At 61.4% G+C, this 18,618-nt stretch carries 17 protein-coding genes; 10 read left to right on the top strand and 7 right to left on the bottom strand.

The window, feature by feature from the left end; translation table 11 throughout:
• Nucleotides 1-273 precede the first annotated feature (273 nt).
• Entirely contained in the window at nucleotides 274-1,116 is an 843-nt protein-coding gene (locus tag K6G35_RS22725) for a class I SAM-dependent methyltransferase (RefSeq protein WP_223277385.1), read from the top strand.
• Between the two features lie 736 nt (nucleotides 1,117-1,852).
• On the opposite strand, the gene K6G35_RS22730 is transcribed toward K6G35_RS22725, so the two are convergent.
• The 4 genes from K6G35_RS22730 to K6G35_RS22745 form a co-directional block, all read right to left on the bottom strand.
• A complete protein-coding gene (locus tag K6G35_RS22730; protein WP_011229391.1) occupies nucleotides 1,853-5,023 on the bottom strand; it encodes an efflux RND transporter permease subunit in 3,171 nt (1,056 codons plus the stop codon).
• A complete protein-coding gene (locus K6G35_RS22735) occupies nucleotides 5,020-6,585 on the bottom strand; it encodes an efflux RND transporter periplasmic adaptor subunit (protein ID WP_011229392.1) in 1,566 nt (521 codons plus the stop codon). Before K6G35_RS22735 ends, K6G35_RS22730 begins: the two co-directional genes overlap by 4 nt.
• Nucleotides 6,582-7,889 (bottom strand): TolC family protein, encoded by a 1,308-nt coding sequence (locus K6G35_RS22740; RefSeq protein ID WP_008642714.1) that lies wholly within the window; start codon nucleotides 7,887-7,889, stop codon nucleotides 6,582-6,584. Before K6G35_RS22740 ends, K6G35_RS22735 begins: the two co-directional genes overlap by 4 nt.
• A 72-nt stretch (nucleotides 7,890-7,961) precedes the next feature.
• A complete protein-coding gene (locus K6G35_RS22745) occupies nucleotides 7,962-8,357 on the bottom strand; it encodes a copper/silver resistance protein SilD (RefSeq protein ID WP_008642716.1) in 396 nt (131 codons plus the stop codon).
• A 281-nt stretch (nucleotides 8,358-8,638) separates the two neighbouring features.
• Here K6G35_RS22745 and K6G35_RS22750 point away from each other — a divergent pair, with 281 nt between their 5' ends.
• From K6G35_RS22750 to K6G35_RS22780, 7 genes are all read left to right on the top strand, one after another.
• The gene (locus K6G35_RS22750) at nucleotides 8,639-9,034 is read left to right on the top strand and encodes a hypothetical protein (protein WP_011514840.1); all 396 of its coding nucleotides are present in this window, start codon (nucleotides 8,639-8,641) and stop codon (nucleotides 9,032-9,034) included.
• 278 nt (nucleotides 9,035-9,312) lie between these two features.
• The gene (locus K6G35_RS22755; RefSeq protein ID WP_171020481.1) at nucleotides 9,313-10,083 is read left to right on the top strand and encodes a class I SAM-dependent methyltransferase; all 771 of its coding nucleotides are present in this window, start codon (nucleotides 9,313-9,315) and stop codon (nucleotides 10,081-10,083) included.
• The gene (locus K6G35_RS22760) at nucleotides 10,080-11,705 is read left to right on the top strand and encodes a glycosyltransferase family 39 protein (protein ID WP_011229394.1); all 1,626 of its coding nucleotides are present in this window, start codon (nucleotides 10,080-10,082) and stop codon (nucleotides 11,703-11,705) included. Before K6G35_RS22755 ends, K6G35_RS22760 begins: the two co-directional genes overlap by 4 nt.
• Nucleotides 11,702-12,085, top strand: a complete 384-nt coding sequence (locus K6G35_RS22765; protein ID WP_011229395.1) for a GtrA family protein — start codon at nucleotides 11,702-11,704, stop codon at nucleotides 12,083-12,085. Before K6G35_RS22760 ends, K6G35_RS22765 begins: the two co-directional genes overlap by 4 nt.
• On the top strand, nucleotides 12,082-13,185 hold the full coding sequence (locus tag K6G35_RS22770; RefSeq protein ID WP_011229396.1) for a glycosyltransferase family 2 protein: 1,104 nt from the start codon (nucleotides 12,082-12,084) through the stop codon (nucleotides 13,183-13,185). The genes K6G35_RS22765 and K6G35_RS22770 overlap by 4 nt, the downstream gene beginning before the upstream one ends.
• Nucleotides 13,186-13,389: 204 nt before the next feature.
• The gene (locus K6G35_RS22775; protein ID WP_008642729.1) at nucleotides 13,390-14,457 is read left to right on the top strand and encodes a porin; all 1,068 of its coding nucleotides are present in this window, start codon (nucleotides 13,390-13,392) and stop codon (nucleotides 14,455-14,457) included.
• Between the two features lie 533 nt (nucleotides 14,458-14,990).
• Complete coding sequence (locus tag K6G35_RS22780; protein WP_008642731.1) at nucleotides 14,991-15,287, top strand: hypothetical protein; 297 nt, start codon at nucleotides 14,991-14,993, stop codon at nucleotides 15,285-15,287.
• A gap of 225 nt (nucleotides 15,288-15,512) precedes the next feature.
• Here K6G35_RS22780 and K6G35_RS22785 read toward each other — a convergent pair whose 3' ends face one another.
• From K6G35_RS22785 to K6G35_RS22795, 3 genes are all read right to left on the bottom strand, one after another.
• On the bottom strand, nucleotides 15,513-16,091 hold the full coding sequence (locus tag K6G35_RS22785; protein ID WP_223277383.1) for a site-specific integrase: 579 nt from the start codon (nucleotides 16,089-16,091) through the stop codon (nucleotides 15,513-15,515).
• A gap of 404 nt (nucleotides 16,092-16,495) precedes the next feature.
• A complete protein-coding gene (locus tag K6G35_RS22790; RefSeq protein WP_008642736.1) occupies nucleotides 16,496-16,705 on the bottom strand; it encodes a hypothetical protein in 210 nt (69 codons plus the stop codon).
• 199 nt (nucleotides 16,706-16,904) lie between these two features.
• Nucleotides 16,905-17,321 carry a copper resistance protein CopE gene (locus K6G35_RS22795; protein WP_223277382.1) on the bottom strand — a complete coding sequence of 139 codons (417 nt, stop codon included), beginning with the start codon at nucleotides 17,319-17,321 and terminating at the stop codon, nucleotides 16,905-16,907.
• 391 nt (nucleotides 17,322-17,712) lie between these two features.
• Between K6G35_RS22795 and K6G35_RS22800 the strand changes: the two genes are divergently transcribed.
• Nucleotides 17,713-18,174 carry a CzcE family metal-binding protein gene (locus tag K6G35_RS22800; protein WP_011229397.1) on the top strand — a complete coding sequence of 154 codons (462 nt, stop codon included), beginning with the start codon at nucleotides 17,713-17,715 and terminating at the stop codon, nucleotides 18,172-18,174.
• A 122-nt stretch (nucleotides 18,175-18,296) separates the two neighbouring features.
• Nucleotides 18,297-18,533 carry a hypothetical protein gene (locus tag K6G35_RS22805; RefSeq protein ID WP_008652083.1) on the top strand — a complete coding sequence of 79 codons (237 nt, stop codon included), beginning with the start codon at nucleotides 18,297-18,299 and terminating at the stop codon, nucleotides 18,531-18,533.
• The last annotated feature ends 85 nt before the right edge of the window (nucleotides 18,534-18,618 follow it).

An 18,618-nucleotide genomic window follows, 5' to 3' on the forward strand; every position in this document is an offset into this window, starting at 1 on the left:
GCAACGGGTGCGGCGCCTGGTAATTTCCCCGTCATGTTTGCGACAGGTCATCTCCATAAAATCGAATGTCAGCCTTCTGACCGCGCGCATGGATGTGTGAGTCGGATACGCGTCCAGACGACTTCGCCAGCACGCCGCCGCATCGCGCGTGGGCTCAACGCCAGCCTGGGTGAGTACGAGGATTCTGCAAAGCGATGGAGGGCCCCTTGCGGGAGGGCCTCCGATTTCAATCTGAGGCCGGCGATGCGATCGTGCGTGAGATGTGGCAATGCATTGTCCACGCAGGGGTGGCATTGCTGGTCCTGCGACTGGCAGCCGCCGTCGACATCAGGCATTGTGTGCCTCGCACCCGAACTGATCGGGGATCACGATGGGAATCAAGCGTCGCTGTTGCGGGAATTTGCGCACGTTGAAGACCGGAACTTCTGGTTTGCATATCGCCGCCGACTGATCATCGAGGCCTTGTCTCGGTGGTTCCCGCAGATTGAGTCATTCTTGGATCTGAGCTGCGGTGCGGGAAAATTCCTGGATGATTTCCGGACATGCTATCCGGCCGCCACGCTGGTCGCGGCCGACCGTTGCGTGGATGCACTACGCGAGGTGCGCCGGGAATATGGCTTTTCCTGTTTGCAGATGGATCCTATGCACCTGCCGTTCGCGGACGCCTTTGACGTCATCGGGGCGTTCGACGTCCTGCAGCATGCCGCGTCAGACGGGATAGTGCTTGACCAGTTGCGTAAGGCTTGTCGCCAGGGTGGCGGTATTGTCGTGACCGTACCGCATCAACGAACGCGACGACTGCGCGGCAATGCCCCGAGGGCGCCAGAAGCGCGCTACACGCTTCCCGCACTGATTCGCAAGGTCAATGCCGCAGGTTTCACTGTCGTACACAGCCAGACATTCTGCACGTTGGCATTGCCGCTTATGACGCTGAGCATGAGCAAGCAAAGGACGCGTCCGTTCCCCATGGCGGTTGGCGACCATCGACGCCGTGGTCCCATCCTGAATGACATGTTTGGCGGACTCTGCATGATCGAGAGGCAATTGGAGAAGGGCGGCGTGCGGTTCGCCAATGGCGATGGTGCGCTGATCGTCGCCGTGCGCCGATTCGCTTGAGGATGGCGTTCACTGAGTACGCACGAGAGGCGGCCTGCCACACAGGGCGATTGGAAACTTGAACCGATATTACGTCTTCGATTTGCCGCATGGCGTGCTGTCCTCGCTATTGCTGGTTGCCGTGCTCTGCATCATTGCGTTCCTGGCATTTGTCATCTATCTGAATCGCACCTATGGTCGCGGGCGCCCGCGGCTGCCGCGCCGGGGCCGGCCCCGAAAGAGCCCTCGCTCTGGCCGTCGGAAATAACGGCGGCCTACCCGCGTTCGTACAACTTGGCGTCGCCGCTGTTGGGCCGCAGCACTGTCCGCAAGGTCATTTGCGCAAGCGCCCTGGTTTGGGACTCTTGCTGCGGTGCTTGCGAGGCGGCGGTTGGCTGCGATGCAGGTGCCGGGCTAGCAGGACAATCAAGCTGAGGATGGTCACCAGCCCGACCAGAATTACCGCGACGACCGCGGGCGGCAGATGCAGGATGGGAGGCGGACGCATACGGGGATTTTCGGGCCTGGTGTGCTAGCTGTCCAGAAGGTGGGTCGCGGCGATTTGCCGACGGAGGGTGCCCTACGTGTTGCGGGAGCTCACCAGCGCGGTGTCTTGATATTGTGGCGGCACCTCGAGCAAACGCCCGGGAAGTGCCGTAGGGCGGGTGCCCTCTCATGGATGCGCGCCGCACTGGTGAACGTTCCCAATGCACTGAAGACTGGCCTGGCGGCCCCCGGGACTCGCCAGGCACAGTTGCTACACGGCCCGCTCCAGTTCTGCCTGCTTGGCGGTGGTGGAGGGCGAGGGCAACAAGCGCCGGCGCAGCAACAGATATACGGCGGGCACGACGAACATCGATAGCAGCGGCGCTGTCACCATGCCACCCACCATTGGCGCAGCAATCCGTTGCATGACCTCAGACCCTGTGCCATGTGACCACATGATCGGAATCAGGCCCGCCAGGATGACCGCCACCGTCATCGCCTTCGGCCGGACGCGCAATACCGCACCCTCCTGGATGGCGTCGAGCAACGCATCTAGCGTATCTTCACCGCGCGCCAACCGGTCGTGCCACGCGTGCTTGAGATACAGCAGCATGATGACGCCGAACTCTGCGGCCACACCCGCAAGCGCGATGAACCCAACTATCCCAGCCACAGAGAGGTTGTAGCGCAACAGATACAGCAGCCAGAAGCCGCCTATTAGGGCCAAGGGGAGCGTGCCCATGATCAGCATGGCTTCATCCAGCCGGCCGAAAACTAGATAGAGCAGTACGAAGATGATCAGCAAGGTAAAGGGGACGACGACCTTGAGTTTGGCCGTAGCACGCTCCAGATACTCGAACTGGCCTGACCAACTGAGGGCATACCCGGCGGGCATTGGTACGGCCTTCGCCACGGCGGCCTGCATGTCACGCACGGTGGACCGAAGATCTCTGCCGCGAATGTCAACATATACCCAACCGGAAAGACGTGCGTTCTCACTGCGCAACATCGGTGGGCCCTGCATGACAGTAATGCGGGCCACATCGGCCAGCGCAATCTGTAAGCCGCTGTCGGTCACAATTGGCAGGCGCCGCAGTGCATCGATGGAGTCCCGATCGTCGCGCGGATACCGAACGTTGATGGGGAATCGTGCGAGTCCATCGACCACCTCACCAACGGTTTCACCCCCGATGGCCGAGGAAACAATCGATTGGACGTCCTCGATGTTCAGACCGTAGCGGCCTGCTGCCGCGCGGTCGATGTCGACATCGATGTAGCGCCCGCCCGTGAGCCGTTCGGCCAGCGCAGATGTCACGCCGGGGACTGTCTTGACGGCCTCTTCAATACGTGTGGCGAGTCTGTCGATCTCCTTGAGGTCCGTGCCGGCGACCTTGATACCCACGGGACTCTTGATGCCGGTCGCGAGCATGTCAATGCGATTGCGGATCGGCGGTACCCAGATATTGGACAGGCCCGGTACCTTGACAATGCGGTCCAATTCTTCGACCAGCTTGTCGGTTGTCATGCCGGGACGCCACTGATCCTTCGGCTTAAAGCGAATGGTCGTCTCGAACATCTCAATCGGCGCGGGGTCCGTCGCACTGTCGGCGCGGCCGGCTTTGCCAAACACGGACGCCACTTCAGGGACCGTCTTGATCAGCCGGTCGGTCTGTTGCAGCAACTGCGACGCCTTGCCGGCCGCAAGCCCTGGCAGAGCGGAGGGCATGTAGAGCAGATCGCCTTCGTCCAGCGGTGGCATGAATTCCCCGCCAGTGCGCATGATGGGCCAGGCGGTCGCAACCAGGAGCACGCCCGCCAGCGCCACGGTGGTCTTGGGGTACCTGAGCACCTTGTTGAGCAGCGGGTGATAAGCGCGGATCAGCAGGCGGTTGAGAGGATTGGCTTGCTCGGAAGGGATCTTGCCACGAATCATATAGCCCATTAGCACGGGGATCAATGTGACGGAGAGACCCGCCGCCGCCGCCATGGAGTAGGTTTTGGTGAACGCCAATGGCGAGAACAACCTGCCCTCCTGTGCCTCCAGGGTAAAGACTGGAATGAACGACAGGGTGATGATCAGCAATGAGACGAACAGGGCAGGACCGACCTCTGCGGCCGACTCACCGATAAGGCGCCATCGCTCTTGCGCCTCAAGTTCTTGCTGTGGATGCTTGACGTGCCAGTGTTCCAGGTGCTTATGGGCGTTCTCGATCATGACGACCGCGGCGTCGACCATCGCGCCGACTGCGATTGCAATACCCCCCAGTGACATGATGTTGGCGTTCACGCCCTGATAGCGCATGACAAGGAATGCCGCCAGCACGCCAAGCGGCAACGAGATGATGGCGACCAGTGCCGAGCGCAAGTGAAAGAGAAAGAGCAGGCAGACCACTGCGACGACCGCAAACTCCTCCAGCAGCTTGGTGGTGAGGTTGTCGACTGCGCGACTGATCAGCGCCGACCGGTCGTAGACGGTGACGACCTCGACGCCGTCAGGCAGGCTTTTCTGCAAGGTCTGCAGTTTGGCCTTGACGGCGTTGATCGTCTCCAGCGCGTTCTTCCCCGATCGCAGGATAATGACCCCGCCCGCGACTTCGCCTTGGCCGTTGAGCTCCGCGATGCCGCGGCGCATCTCTGGGCCCAGTTGAATCACGGCGACATCGCCCAGTCTGACCGGAATACCGGCGTCGCTCGTCACGATCGGCACCTGCCGAAAGTCATCCAGCGTCTTCAGGTACCCGGTAGCGCGCACCATGTATTCGGCTTCACCCAGTTCCAATACTGAGCCCCCGGTTTCCTGATTGGCCCCCTTGAGTGCGGCCAGCACCTTCCCTTGTGACAGGTTGTAGGCGCGAAGCCGGTCGGGCAACAGCACAATTTGGAACTGCTTGACCATCCCGCCCAACGAGGCAACCTCTGCGACATTGGGCAAGGACTTGAGCTCAAATCGCAAGAACCAGTCCTGAAGGGCGCGCAGCTGTGACAGGTCATGCTGTCCGCTCTTGTCCACGAGCGCGTACTCATAGACCCAACCCACGCCGGTAGCGTCGGGACCAAGCGCAGGCTTGGCGGCGGCCGGCAGCCGGGACTGGACCTGGTTCAAGTACTCAAGAACGCGTGAACGGGCCCAGTACAGGTCGGTGCCGTCCTCGAACAATACGTAGACATAGGAGTCGCCGAAGAACGAGTATCCGCGCACGGTCTTCGCGCCGGGCACCGACAGCATCGTGGTGGTCAGCGGATAGGTGACCTGGTTCTCCACAATCTGGGGAGCCTGCCCAGGGAATGGGGTGCGAATGATGACCTGCACGTCGGAGAGGTCGGGCAGGGCATCCAGTGGCGTACTTCGCACGGCCCAAAGCCCCCACGCGGTCAGCATCACCGTGGCAAGAAGGACCAGGAAGCGGTTGCGGATGGACGCAAGGATCAGACTGGCGATCATGGCTTGGCTCCCGCGGTCTGGACTTGCGGCGCGACGGTGACGAGCGTCGCCATGCCGTGGGGATCCAACCGGAAGCTGAACGCGACGCGATCGCCCGCTTTCAGTCCCTGCGGAAGGCCGGCAGGTGGCGCGGCAAACTCCATTGTCATGGCGCCCCACTGGGCTGACGGGATGGCCTCGTGAGCGATGATCAGGCTGCGCTCGCCGATGGACTGGATGCGCCCTACTGCACGATGCTCGGGGCCAGCGGCCGACGCCTCGGAGGCGGCGCTGTCAACCGGGGGGCCGGAAGTAGTTTCCTGCATGCGTGCGACGGTCCCGCGCAGGCTCGCTTCTGAATCAATGAGGAACTGTCCGGAAACCACGACTTGCTGGCCCGCCTTCAGGCCCTCGAGGATCTCGCTCTGGCCACCGGCGGTTGCGCCCGCCTTGACTTCTACCGGATCAAATCCACCTTCGCCTTTGGCCACCATGGCAATGGTGCGCGCTCCGGTCCGGATTAGTGCCTCGCTGGGCACGAGCAGCCGTTCTGTTGCGCCCGCCGGCACCATGCGTACCGACACGAACATGCCCGGCAACAGTTTCCTGTCCTTGTTCTGCAGTTCGATCCGTACCTTGATCGTGCGCGTACCGGCGCTGACGTCCGGCAAGATCGTGTCCACCTTGCCGGGCAGCGCCAGATTCGGCAGCGCCGTGGTGCTTGCCATTACCGCCTGGCCAGGCCGCAGGGCAGCCGCCTGGCTTTCAGGCACTTCGGCGAGCACCCACACCGTTGCCAGGCTGGCGATGCGAAAGAGCGTCATGCCAGGGGGAACGGTCATGCCGTCCCGAGCGCCGACCTCAGTGACAATGCCGTCGACCGCGCTATTGACCGTGAGCCGCGGTTGGAGCTTGCCGCTTGCCTGCACTACGCGGATCTGGCCGTCTGTCATGCCTACCTGCCGCATGCGCGCCACCGCGGCGTCGCGCAGTTCGGGCTGCGGGTTACCCGGCATGCGCGCGACGGCCAGGTACTCTTCCTGCGCCGCCACCCAGTCTGGCGAATAGACCTGGGCGAGCGCCTGGCCTTTGCGGACCGTTTCCATGGTGGTCCGCACGTAAGTGTGTTCGACGAACCCGGTGGTTCGCGCCTGAATGACTTCGATGCCGCGCTCGTTGATGGCGACATTGCCGGGGACCTGCAGGGCCATCTCCAGCCGGCCGAGCTTTACTTCCGCGGTCCGGACGCCGAGGTTCTGCGTCACGCGGCCGTCGATGCGCACCGCGGCGCCGTCGGCATTTTCCTCTTCATACACCGGTATCAGCGGCATATCCATGTAAGGGGATTTGCCCGGCTTGTCAAAGCGCTGCCCCGGTACCATCGGGTCGCGCCAGTAGAGAATCCGTTTGCCGGTCTTGAGCTCGGCGCCCGCGGCCGGATCATGGCCGTCGTGGGGCCCATTGACCGTTGCGGATCCGGAAGCTTGCTGATGACGTTGCTGTTGTCCAAGGTAATATGCGCCACCCAGGCCCGCCGCAACGGCGAGACTCATCGCGACGCGCGCGATTGCGGTCGTTTTCATGGTTGATCCCCTTGCGTGGATGCCGGCATTGCTTCAGTCGCAAGCGGCATCAGGAAATTGAGCTCGGCCCACAGCCGGGCCGTCGCGGCCTCCAACTTCAGGCGTTCCAGCGAGAGATTGAGCGCTTTGCGGCTCGCGTCGGCGACTGCGGAGAGCGTGCCGGCACCGGCGCGATACGCCGTCAGTGCTGCTTCTGTCTGCGTTCTGGCCAGCGGCACCGTGACGTCGCGATAACGTTCCAGCCGCGACTGGTTCAGGCCGAGTTCGGCTCGCTTGCCGCGCAGTTGGCCCTGTAGCCCACGTCGAACCGCTTCGGCTTGGGCTCGCGCTGCATCGGCCTGTGAGAGCTTCGCGGCGAGCTCACGATCTTGCCGGTTCTTCCGATCCCAGGGCAAAGGCAGGGATAGGTTGACCGAAACCATGTTCGAGTACGCTGGGCCGCGCTGGCTGTACATCAACTCCACGCTGACGTCCGGAATCCTGTTTTCCCGCGCCACGCTGCCCTCGGCCTCCGCGACGCCGACCTGGGCCTCGGCGGTGGCCACATCGGGCAACTGGGACACGACGCTGCCATCGAGATTGGCGAGCCACGCGGGTATCGCAAGCGTCGGACTGTCACCCAGGGGGCGCACGGCGGCGTCACCGACCCAGCGCTGCAGCATTGCTCTGGCTGTCGACACAGCGGCGCGCGCCTCGTCCTCCCGGTCGCGCAATTGCTGCAACTCAAGTTCAGCGGTCAGGATATCGGTCCGGGGGCCGCGGTTGCCACGATAGGCAGCGCGGGCAGCGTCGATCATCAGCCCGATGGACTGCGCCTGTTCCGCCAGCACGACGGTTGCCCGCTCGGCATAGAGCCGATCGAGCCACGCCTGTGCCGCGCCACGCTGTACGGCGGCGAGCGCGGCCGTGCGTTGCGCCTGCGCCGACGAGGCCTCGGCCTCGAAGCGTCGTGCGCGCGCTTCACGCTTGGCTGATCGCGTCAGTTCCTGCATCACGCTGATCGAGCGCATCGTCATCGATTCCGTGCCGATTGAGAAGCGATCCCGTCCATCGGCGGGCACGTTGTTGACGCCAACCTTGAGAACCGGGTCCGGCAGTTGCCTGCCCGCAACCGCCATTTCCAAGGCGGATTGGATTGCTGCGCGCGACGTCTCAGCGTCCGAGGCATGCGCCGAGGCGAGCACCACGGCTTCCTGCAACGACAGGGGTGCGGCCGATTGCGCCCATCCGGGATGGGCGGCCGCGATGAGCGAGAGGGCGAGCGACCACCGCCGCCCGCGCGCTAGGGGAAAACGCAAAAACATAAAGCCTCCACAAAGCAACGACTCCCTTGGTCTTGACGACTCAGGGCACGATAGCGGACGTTGCTTCGCGGGCTAAATGCGGAAACAGCAATGGAGGATCGCGAGCGGGCGGGGAGGCGGTCGTGGGACGGGGTTGCCCGTGGCCAGCCGATACCCGCCAAGGATCGGTGTCAGGTCAGGTGTGGCTACCGGGCTAACCGAGGCCGCCTGGAATACGGGCAGTTGCGGGCTCGCATGATCGGCAGATTTGCTGTCCTGGTGGCAATGCGCCTGGCACAGGCCTGCATGCGAATGGCCCCGCTTGATTGCCATGTCCGGACAGGATTCCGCCATCCCGGTCATGCTCGCCGTCAGGCTCAGCGCATACCGGCTGCCCTCACAGGCGTAGGCGGCCGCTGCCAGTTGAACTGTCAGGAACGAAATCAACAGGAATGCGGCAATCCAGTGCCGGCGATAGGAGGCGTGCATGAGCCGGGAATCAAGTGGGCGAATCCTAGCAGCCTTGATTTTACTTCCGGCAATAAGTCTGCAGTGGGTTGTCCTGGATCAAAGACGCTCACGAAGTGCGGCACTTGACCATCGGTCGGAAAAGCCGACGATGGTCGTGCGCAAGGGATTCGGTCCGTCTGGGCGCCGTGCGCCCCGCCTGATTCTGGTGCATGGCGGCCCTGTCATGTGTGAGTCATTTTGCTGACAGGCCGGCTCTCTAGAATACGCTGAGACGAAATTCCGCCTTTCTGTGCCGTCGAATGAGACGCTTGCTGTCCCGCCTCCTGCTGTGGTTCATGATCCTCGCATTGCCGCTGCAGGCGATGGGAGCGCCCGTACACGGCGGTTGCCCAGCGCATGACCGGTTGCGCAATGATGCGGCAATGGGCCTCGAGATCGACGTGGAGGAAACAGTCACCAACCCGGACAAGCCGTGCCACCACAATACACAGCACAGCGCTTCGCGGGGAAAACTGGATCCTGATGCGGACGGTCACACGTGCGACGCTTGCATTGCCATGAGCCAGGCCCCCGGATGGTTCTCGGGCTTCTGGCTGCGGCAGCCGGAATCGTTCGAGGTGGCGGGCAGGACGGCCGCGCTCCTCGCCAGTTTCATTCCAGACGTGCTTCTTCGTCCACCCTCCACTCCTGTGTGAATTGGGGCTTCACCCCGATCGCAGTCCCGCCCTCATCGGATTGCGACGCCTTGCTGCCTAGTACCTAGGTATCTCAATTCACTTGCCACGTCATCGCGTTGACGCGTTGCCGTGGGACAACCTCGCCCGTGCGTCGGCAAGCCAACGCGTGGAGCAGGAACCTCGAACGGGAGACGACCATGCGCGCATGCATTCAGTGCAGAGCCCCTATCAAGCACGAAATCTGGAGTTGCGCCGCGTGCGGCTGGCAACCGATGAGTCAGGATGGATTGGTCTGCATGGCGCCGGCCATGCTGGCCGACCATGATGGCTATCACGAACCTCTCTTCGAGGAGTACGAAAAGCTCGAAGCCACACACTTTTGGTTCGTTCATCGGCGGCGGCTGATTCTTGACGTCCTGCAGAGCCATTTCCCGACACTCAGGTCCTTCATGGACATCGGGTGCGGGACCGCCGAGAACCTCAAGGCCATCGAGCAGCGCTTTCCGCATGCGCGCATTTGCGGTGGGGAGGCGTCGCTGCAGGCACTGGCCTCGGCCCGCAACAAGTCCAACGCCCAGTTCATCCAGATGGACGCCCGCGCGCTGCCCTTTACCGCTGCCTTTGATGTGATCGGGGCGTTCGATGTGATCGAACACGTCGACGACGATAAGCGTGTCTTGGCAGAGATGTACCGGGCTTGTCGCGCTGGCGGCGGCCTCATCCTTACCGTGCCCCAGCATCCTAGCCTGTGGAGCCATCTTGACGATGCGGCGAAGCACAAGCGACGCTACACATACAGTGAGTTGCTTGGCAAGGTGCGGGCCGCCGGATTCCAGCCCGTCTACGCCACCTCCTTCATGTCGCTGCTTCTGCCGGCGATGGCGCTCTCGAGATTGCAGCAAAGGCTCAAGCCGCCCAAGGACGCTGTGGACGACGGCTTCCGAATTGGCACGACGCTTAACCGCATTTTCGGCGGCATCTGTGCCGCCGAGCGACAGTTGATTCTTGCCGGTCTGAGGTTTTCGCTAGGCGGCTCCCTACTTGTCGCCGCGAGGAAGCCTTCGTGAAGTCTCGCGTTCTCTGGTTTTCGCTCATTGTCATTGCCATCTTGCTATGGTTCGCGACCCTTTCGATCCGGCCGCTCTACGAGCCGGATGAGGGGCGTTACGCCGAAGTTGCCCGGGAGATGTTCGTCTCGGGCGACTGGGCGACCCCTCGGCTGAACGGCGTCAAGTTCTTTGACAAGCCGCCACTTCAGTATTGGGCGACCGCGGCGGCGTTTGCGGTGTTTGGCGTCAGTGAATGGAGCGCGAGACTCTGGAGTTCGTTGATCGGGGCCAGTGCCATCCTGGTCGCCGGTTGGTCGGCGACGGCACTCTTCGGGCGGCGAGTGGGGCTCACCTCCACCCTGGTGCTGGCCGGCTCGCCGCTATGGATACTAGGCTCCAACCTGACCACGACAGATATCGGCGTCGCCGCACTGCTAGGCAACGCCATCCTTGTGTATGCGGTGGCGGCAAGGAATGCCGATAGACGCCTCTATCCGCTCGTCTGGGGCCTGTTGGGACTGGCCTTCCTTGCCAAAGGATTGATTGCGATCGTGCTGCCCGCCGCGACCATTGTGGTCTACGCCGTGCTCACCAGGCAGTTCGGACTGTTCAGACGTCGCGACTTCTGGATATGGGGGCTGTTCGCGTGCGTCCTCGCGCTCCCGTGGATCGTCACAGTGTCGGTTCGCAATCCGGAATTTCTCAATTATTTCTTCGTCCACGAACACCTTGCGCGCTTCACTTCCTCCGTTCATGCCCGTAACAAGCCTGCTTGGTTCTTCGCCGCGGTGCTGGTCGCGGGAATGCTGCCGTGGGCCGGCGTCATCCCCGCCACAGTCTGGCAGCGCTACCGACCTGCGAGGCGTTCGGGGACATTTGACCCGCGTTTATTCCTGTTGGTGTGGACGCTGATTGTGCTTGTCTTCTTCTCTGTCTCGCGATCGAAGCTGCCCCTGTATATCCTGCCGGCATTTCCGCCGCTCGCCGTGCTCGTTGGTGACGCCATCCTGCGCGTGCGCACGAGATGGGTAGTGGTCGGATGCTCGCTGATGGTCATACTCGGCATCCTGATCGCGGGACTGCAATGGATCCCCGAGCTATCGGACAAGGTGCTCAGGCGCGGGATCTCGGATCTTCGTCATTTCTCCTTCTGGAGCACGCTAACCATCGGCGCCCTGGTGGTTGGCGGGCTGGTTGCCGGTGCCCTTGCCCTGTCAGGTCGACGTGGCATTGCCGTTGCAGTGGCAGCTCTTGCATCGATTGGCAGCCTTCAGCTGGGGCTCGTGGCATCCATGGCCTTCGAATCCCTGTCGATCAAGCCGATTGGCCTAGCCGTCAAGGCATTGCGCCGCGCCGATACCGAACTGTTCAACGTCGGGCAGATCGATAGGGGCCTGGCGTTCTACTCCGGAATGCTTCCCCAGGTGGTGGTTGCCAGGGACGAGCTGGATCTTGGCTATTCTGTCGAGCCCCAGCGGTGGATCGATAGCTACGCGACATTCCTGCCGCGCTGGGGCGAGCCCGGACACAAGCTCGCCGTTATGCGCGAGGCAACCTATGCGCAACTGTCCCCAGACCTGGGGCCTGAGAGTCTGGTGGTGGCGCGTAGGGGCACGACGGTGCTCTTGGAGAAGCGATGACAGTGTCGTCCAAATTTCTCCGCTACCTGGTCACCGGCGCGACCGCGACCGGCGTGCATTACCTCGTGCTGATCCTGCTTGTTAGGCAGGGGGATATTGCATTGTTGGGTTCGATTGTCGGCAGCGTGGCGGGGCTCCTGACGAATTATTTCCTGAGCAGTCGGTGGGTGTTCGTGCGCGCGTCGGATGCTTCGTCGCGCTTTGCGAGATTCCTAGCAGTCTCGGTGCTCGCCTTCGGGCTTAACGCTGCGTTCATGTGGATCGGACTGCGGGCGGGGCTTCACTACCTTCTCGCACAGGTCCTGTCCACGTTTCTCCTCATGCTCATCAACTACACATTGCATGCCAATTGGACGTTCCTGAACAGGGAGTCACGATGAGTTCGGATAAGCGGTTGCAGGGAACAGTATCGGTGGTCGTTCCCATTTTCAATGAGGAGCAGGTCTTGCCCCTGTTCCATGCGCGTCTCGGCGCCGTCCTGGGAACCCTTCCCTATACGTCGGAAGTTATCTACGTGGACGATGGAAGCCGGGATCGGACCCTCGATGTGCTCAGGACAATACGGGGCGCCGATGAGAAAGTCGGCATCATCGAATTGAGCCGGAATTTCGGCAAGGAAGCCGCATTGACCGCGGGATTGGATGTCGCGTGCGGCGACGCCGTCGTCGTCATCGACGCCGATCTGCAGGATCCGCCGGAACTGATCCCCACCCTGATTAACAAGTGGGAGCAAGGTTTCGATGTCGTCTACGCGACCCGGCGGACCCGGGAGGGCGAATCCTTCCTGAAGAAAGCCACGGCCCACTGCTTCTATCGCCTGATGGGGAAGGTGAGTGACATCGACATCCCCGCCGACACCGGCGATTTTCGTCTGATGAGCCAGCGCGCGGTCGCGGCCATCGGCCAGCTCCGCGAACAGAACCGTTTCATGAAAGGTCTGTACGCGTGGATTGGGTACCGACAGACCTCTATCCTCTACGACCGGGATGCGCGCGCTTCGGGAAAAACGAAGTTCAACTACCGCCGCTTGTTGAAGCTCGCGATCGATGGCGTCACGGGATTCTCGACAATTCCTCTGCGGATCGCCACGTCGGTCGGCTTGATCGTCGCTGTCCCGGCGTTTTGGATGGCGCTCTATACCGTTGGCAAAACGCTGCTATTCGGCGATCCGGTGCGAGGCTATCCGTCCCTGATGACCGTCGTGTTGATGCTTGGCGGACTGCAACTCTTCTTCCTGGGCATCCTTGGCGAATATGTGGGCCGTCTGTTCAACGAAGCCAAGCGCCGGCCGCTCTATCTCGTTGCGGGCTATACCCCCGCTAGAGAGATGGATGAGGAGGGTATCCCATTCCGAAGGGTCTCGGATGCAACGAGGTCTATGGATGTTGTCGTCAGGGCTGTGCGGCGTGCGGATTCGGTGGAACATTCTCCCGCGCCCCTTGACATTGCATCGTCGGAAGTAAGAAAGAATTGGACGTGATGCGGAGATGATATAGGTACGCATCGGTATAGGAATTCAAAAAATACTGAGATCAAGGCATAGTGGTAAACGATAAATTTATAGATGGTCGTTGTCATTTAACAACCAAAAATGTTCAAGTAATCGCCCTGCAAGGTATGCGTAATATTCAATCTAATATTCTCCCGATCACTGCAGGGCCTACCTTTGAAGGAGAAATGTGAAATGAAGATTCGATGTGGAGTCGTGGCTGCGACAGCCAGTTTGATTGCGGGCACGGCGTTCGCGCAGTCCAACGTGACGCTTTACGGTGTCGCGGATGCGGGTATTGAGTACCTCAGCAACGCGCCTTCTGCTAGCAATGGATCGAACTTGGTCCGCATGAGTTCCGGCAATATGTCGACGTCGCGCTGGGGTCTACGCGGTAGCGAGGATCTCGGCGGCGGTCTCAAGGCTGTGTTCGAACTCGAAAGCGGCTTCTCGCTGGATACGGCTGTGCTGAGCAGCAGCCCTCGACTGTTTGACCGGGCCGCCCTGGTTGGCCTGGGCAGCAAGTATGGTCTGGTGACCCTGGGTCGCCAAACCACGCCGATCTACGACGTGGGCCTGCAACTCGACCCCATGGGCTTCGCACCGCGCTATTCGCTGTATCGCAGCGATGACATTATTGCCGGTCGCGCCGACAATGCGGTCAAGTATCGTGGAACGTTCGGTGGCCTGACCGCCACCGCCTTGTACAGCTTCAGCCGCACAGGTGGGGGCGAGATCCCCGGAAATTTCAAAGTCGATCGTAACATCGGCATCTCGCTGATGTACGAGACCGGCGGTCTCGCCGTTGGCGCGGTCTATGACGAGTTCCGCGGCTCGACTGTGGCAACGGACGAACGAAAGGACCGTCGCGCGTTGGTGGGTGCGAGTTATGCATTCGGTCCCGCGAAGGCCTTCCTGGGGTATCGCTGGTTCAATGGTAACGCCGGCACGCTGGCTGCCAGCGGGGCTAACCTGTACTGGGCCGGTCTGCGCTACAGCATGACGCCGGCGCTGAGCCTGACGGGCGCTGCCTACTACACGGATACGCGCAACTCCAGTGCCGATCCGCTCATGTTCGTGGCGTCGGCCGACTATGCCTTCTCGAAGCGCACGGACGTCTATATGAACGTGGCCTATGCGAGGAACAAGAATGGCTCGCAGCTCGGCCTGAACGGCTACAACTCGCTTTCGGGTGCACCTACCAGTGTCGCGCCGGGCAAGAACCAGGTTGGCGCGGTCATCGGCGTACGTCACAAGTTCTAATCGAATTCTTCAAGATCGACACTCCCTTGCTAACAACAAGAGAGCTTGAGGCCACCATATCGGTGGTCCTTTTTTTGTACACATTCATAGAGACATTGCCGTATTCCGGAAATTATTGACGGTATAGAATTTAAAAACGTCTTGACGAATATGTCATGCCATCGTGGCGGTCGGGATTCATAACCTTCTGAACTGCTACTACTATCCGCTCTACAGCCAACTGCTGGTAACGGCAACAACACGAGTTACCTTCCTGCGGCGGGCATCACGCTGAAGGCGATGTATCAGCACCGCTTGTGAATGCGCGGCAAGGTCTCCTTGCCTTGTCATCCGTCGGATCCACTATTGCGGGCCGGATAGCCGGGATGCCGCGGTGAGGCGGCTGGTCGCTGATGTGTCCGTAGCGCCGCAGGAGCACGAGGCAGTGTGGCTGGAGTCGCGAAGCATCTCAATGACAGACAGCCCGGATGTCAGGCTTGGCCGGTCACCTCTTGCCATCTCAGCTAGAGATGACATAACGAAGCACAGCCCCGGTGATTCGGTTACCACGGCGCGGCTACAGCGGGGCGCCATCAGAAGACGACAGGTATCTTCCCGCGTTCGCGCCATCGCTGCACGTCTTCACCGTGTGGGGCGCCACGTGGCTGCACGCCTCGGATCTGCTCGGCAGCACAGCCACGCTCAAGCTGTATGGTGAGGCCGGGGCGGCCTGCGCCATGGCATGCGAGGCCAACAAGGCCCCGGCAGCGGCCATTAGTATGCATCGTCGGATCATCATGGTTTTCTTTGCCGCGCTTATGCACGGCTTCTCCAGCCTGCGAACACTGTAGTTTCCCGTGCCTCACGCAAGCATGATGCGCGCGTTACGATCCTGTTAAGCTCAGGCGCGGCAATGTGCCCCTGGGCCTATCGGCTTGCAGCTCGATGCCGGTAGCGGCTTGGTGGCGAGCGCTAGGATGCGGCCAATCGCGGATTTCCTTTGACGTTGCTTCGCGGTGCAGGCGCGCTCAATTCAGGAAGATCACGCCATCCGCGAAAAGCGCAAGCTCAGCATGCTATCGGCGGATGGTCTGGGCGAGGCGGTCCGCTGTCCGATTGCTCGATAGTCCGAGGCGTCGCGTGATTTCGTCACGCCGCAGCCCCTGGAGGAGGGCGCGTCGGCAGTACGTGTTGCGTAGAATCCGCGGGCTCATATCCACCACGTCGAAGCCGATGGCATCGAAGGCCTCGCGTACGATCTTCCCAAGACTCATGTACGTGATGGGGGTGCCGGTGCGCTTTAGGGTGAACAGCAGGTCGCCATAGACGGGTGCCTTGCGGCGGATGGCCAGCCATGCTGACAACGGCGCGACGGAAAAGGACTCAAGGTCGATGGTGCGAGGCAATTTCTGGGATTTCGCCGGCACATGCAAATAGAGGGGCGCCGCGTCGGGGAGCAGGTCTTGCACGCGGGTCATTCTACCCTCGCCGGCAGTGACACCCGTGCCGAGAAAAAATGCAACGATCGCGCGGCATCGCAGTTGCGTGGGGTTGTCGCCGCTTAGTGGTTGTACGAATTCCTGCAGGCGTGCATCCACTTCCTCGGAGAGGTAGAGGCACTCGGGATCGTCCTGAAGCCATTGGTCGGCCAACATCAGCTCCGCAACAGGGTTGGCTGCACGCAGGTCAACGAGGACCAGGTGGCGGCACAACCTGTCCAACAGTTTGAGAAAGCGCAACCGGGCGGCCGTGTCGGCGGCCCCTGCCGGTCACAGCTCGTAGCTCGGCGTTCGTAGCGATACCTGTCGATAGGTCGATGCTGTGCCAGTCCCCAGTCCCCAGTCCCCAGTCGTCTGGAGGATCGTTTCGCAAAAAAAAGAGCGGTTGCCCAGATCGAAGCAACCGCTAAGGGTTCCACCGGGGGAACGGCAGATTTCAAGGATATCGGACCCAGCGATGCGAAGACGAGGGCCAGTGGAGGAGTGGGCCGATATCGTGTCCTGTGTTCGTACAAGTCAGACGCCGCGAGGCTGGCATCTTCGCTGCATTCCTGGATGGGCTATTTCGCGATGTCTTCTCCCACGCGATGCTCAATCGTTGCACCACCGCCGTACACATCGAAGTCCGCGGCTTTGGCGCCGTCCGTGTACGGATCCCTCGGTCGATGAATCTGTCCACGCTCAGCATTGCGCGCGGTTTCTGCAATGGCGCTGCCGATACCGATGATCGAGACCATGAGAGCGAACAGGGCCGCAGTGGTGCGTTTCATGAGTTGCCTCCTGTTGAGTTCTATTCAATATGATCCGGTCCCCCTTTGGACAAGGATCGTCTGCGCGTGTGCCGGAACGCAATGGGCACGACGGTCGGGGGCGCGATACGCCCTAGCAATTCGACAATGTCAGTCTAGTCCGGCCAACCGAACCTACAGATGACCCTCCCATTACAACTGCAGAAAGCTTTGGGGTGAACTAGGTCTCGTTGCGAGGAGCTGCAAATCGGCGGCGATCTTCAGCGATTACCCATTTCGCGAGCGCGGAGTCGGACAACTGTGTCGCACACAGGCCGTACCACTGGCGAATGGCATCCGCCCAGATTCTTCTCTCGGCGGCTAGCGACGCGAGGTAGAACTGGAGCTCCGCCGGCAATCGGGCAGGATGCCCGTCTTTGCTGCCGATCGTCAATTCATCCAGAGCTCGCTGCAGGCCTTCGCGTCTGTGCGCCCACCACGCGTCTTTGCCGCGCTCCGCCAGCAAACACTGCAAATGGGCTCGCAGGGCGACGACCTTGGACCAGGTGACGACAGGCAGTTCGTCGTTGCTGCTACGTAGCCAGCTCGACAGCGCGTCGACGTCAGGTTCTCCCGCACTTCCGAGGAGGCCTGGCATGTATGAAGCCATCGGCGAGACGGCGTCCTGGAGCAGTTCACGGCTAACGGCCGATGGCAGGGACCGCAGCCACTCGATAAGAGCGTAAGGCGGTGACAGGGAAATTGGGGTGGGGCAAGCCATAAGCATGTTGAAGCAGCAAAAAAAGGTTCTCGTCCTTCGGTCTGAGATGGGCATCGCATCGGTGCCACTAGCCCGTCGGAACAGGTCACGATGCATCGTGACGCGAGGCTTTGGCGTAAGCGTCTGGAAGGCTAACGCAACGCTGACAATCTCGGTTGCGCTATTCGCGGAGCTTTCCGAGTTGTAACGGGTGGGTAAGGTGTTCGTATGGGCTGGATGGCTAACATCGTTGGCAAGGGTTAGGCCCGAAACTTATAAGGAGAACATCATGACATCTCAAAAGCCCTCGATCGCGTCGTTCATGCTCGGCGTCGCCGCACTTCTCGCAACCTCCGTTGCATGGAGCGCTGACAAACTCGAATCCACCAACCCAGCCGGGTGGTCACAGCAGGCCCAGATTCAAGTGGCTGCACAGCATGATCATGGCGCCAGAGCCGGTCTCTCTTCGTTGTCCGCTATCAAGCCCGGTCCGGAGGCTTCCCTGTTCGGCAGCGAGGCGCCGGCGGGAAGCACCTCGCGCGTCGTCGACGTTGCGCCGGGCCTGAAGTATGTGAATGTCGATTCGGGCGAGACCGTAACGTTCAAGAGTGGGGCGAGCGAGATCACTTTCGCTTTTGCGCAGTTGGACCGTAACAAGGCCGTTGCCCTCAACGTGCTCTTCCCGGAATTGCCTGGTGGCCAGGGCGTCTGGGTGTACATCGAGCAGAGCGAACTCTACATCGGCGGTTGACCCGGCGACAGTGCCAACAGCGCACCTGTCTGTTTTGTCATGTTCCGGTCAGGCTGGGGTCGGCAACCGTCACGTAAGCTGTATATCAACGGTTCGCTGAACCCAACCTCTTGGAGATTGCGATGAAAACGCTGAAGAAGAGTGTCCTGCTGGTGCTGGCAGTCGCCACGCTTGGTGGAACGGCAGGAGTCGCGAACGCCGGGGTAACTTCCCCGCGCGATCCCTATACTGATGGCGGCCACTCGATGGGGGGGCGCGATCCGTTCACGGATGGTGCGCATTCGATGGGCACGCGTGACCCGTTCACCGACGGCGGACATTCCATCGGAACCCGCGATACGTTCTCTGACGGCGCTTGATCGTCAAGGTCCTGGCTGAGACGGCACGCGCCCATGGCGCACCGAATAAGGCTCGGTGTCGTCCATGGGCGTTGTGCATTCTGGA

The organism is Cupriavidus sp. HY129, from assembly GCF_059492215.1.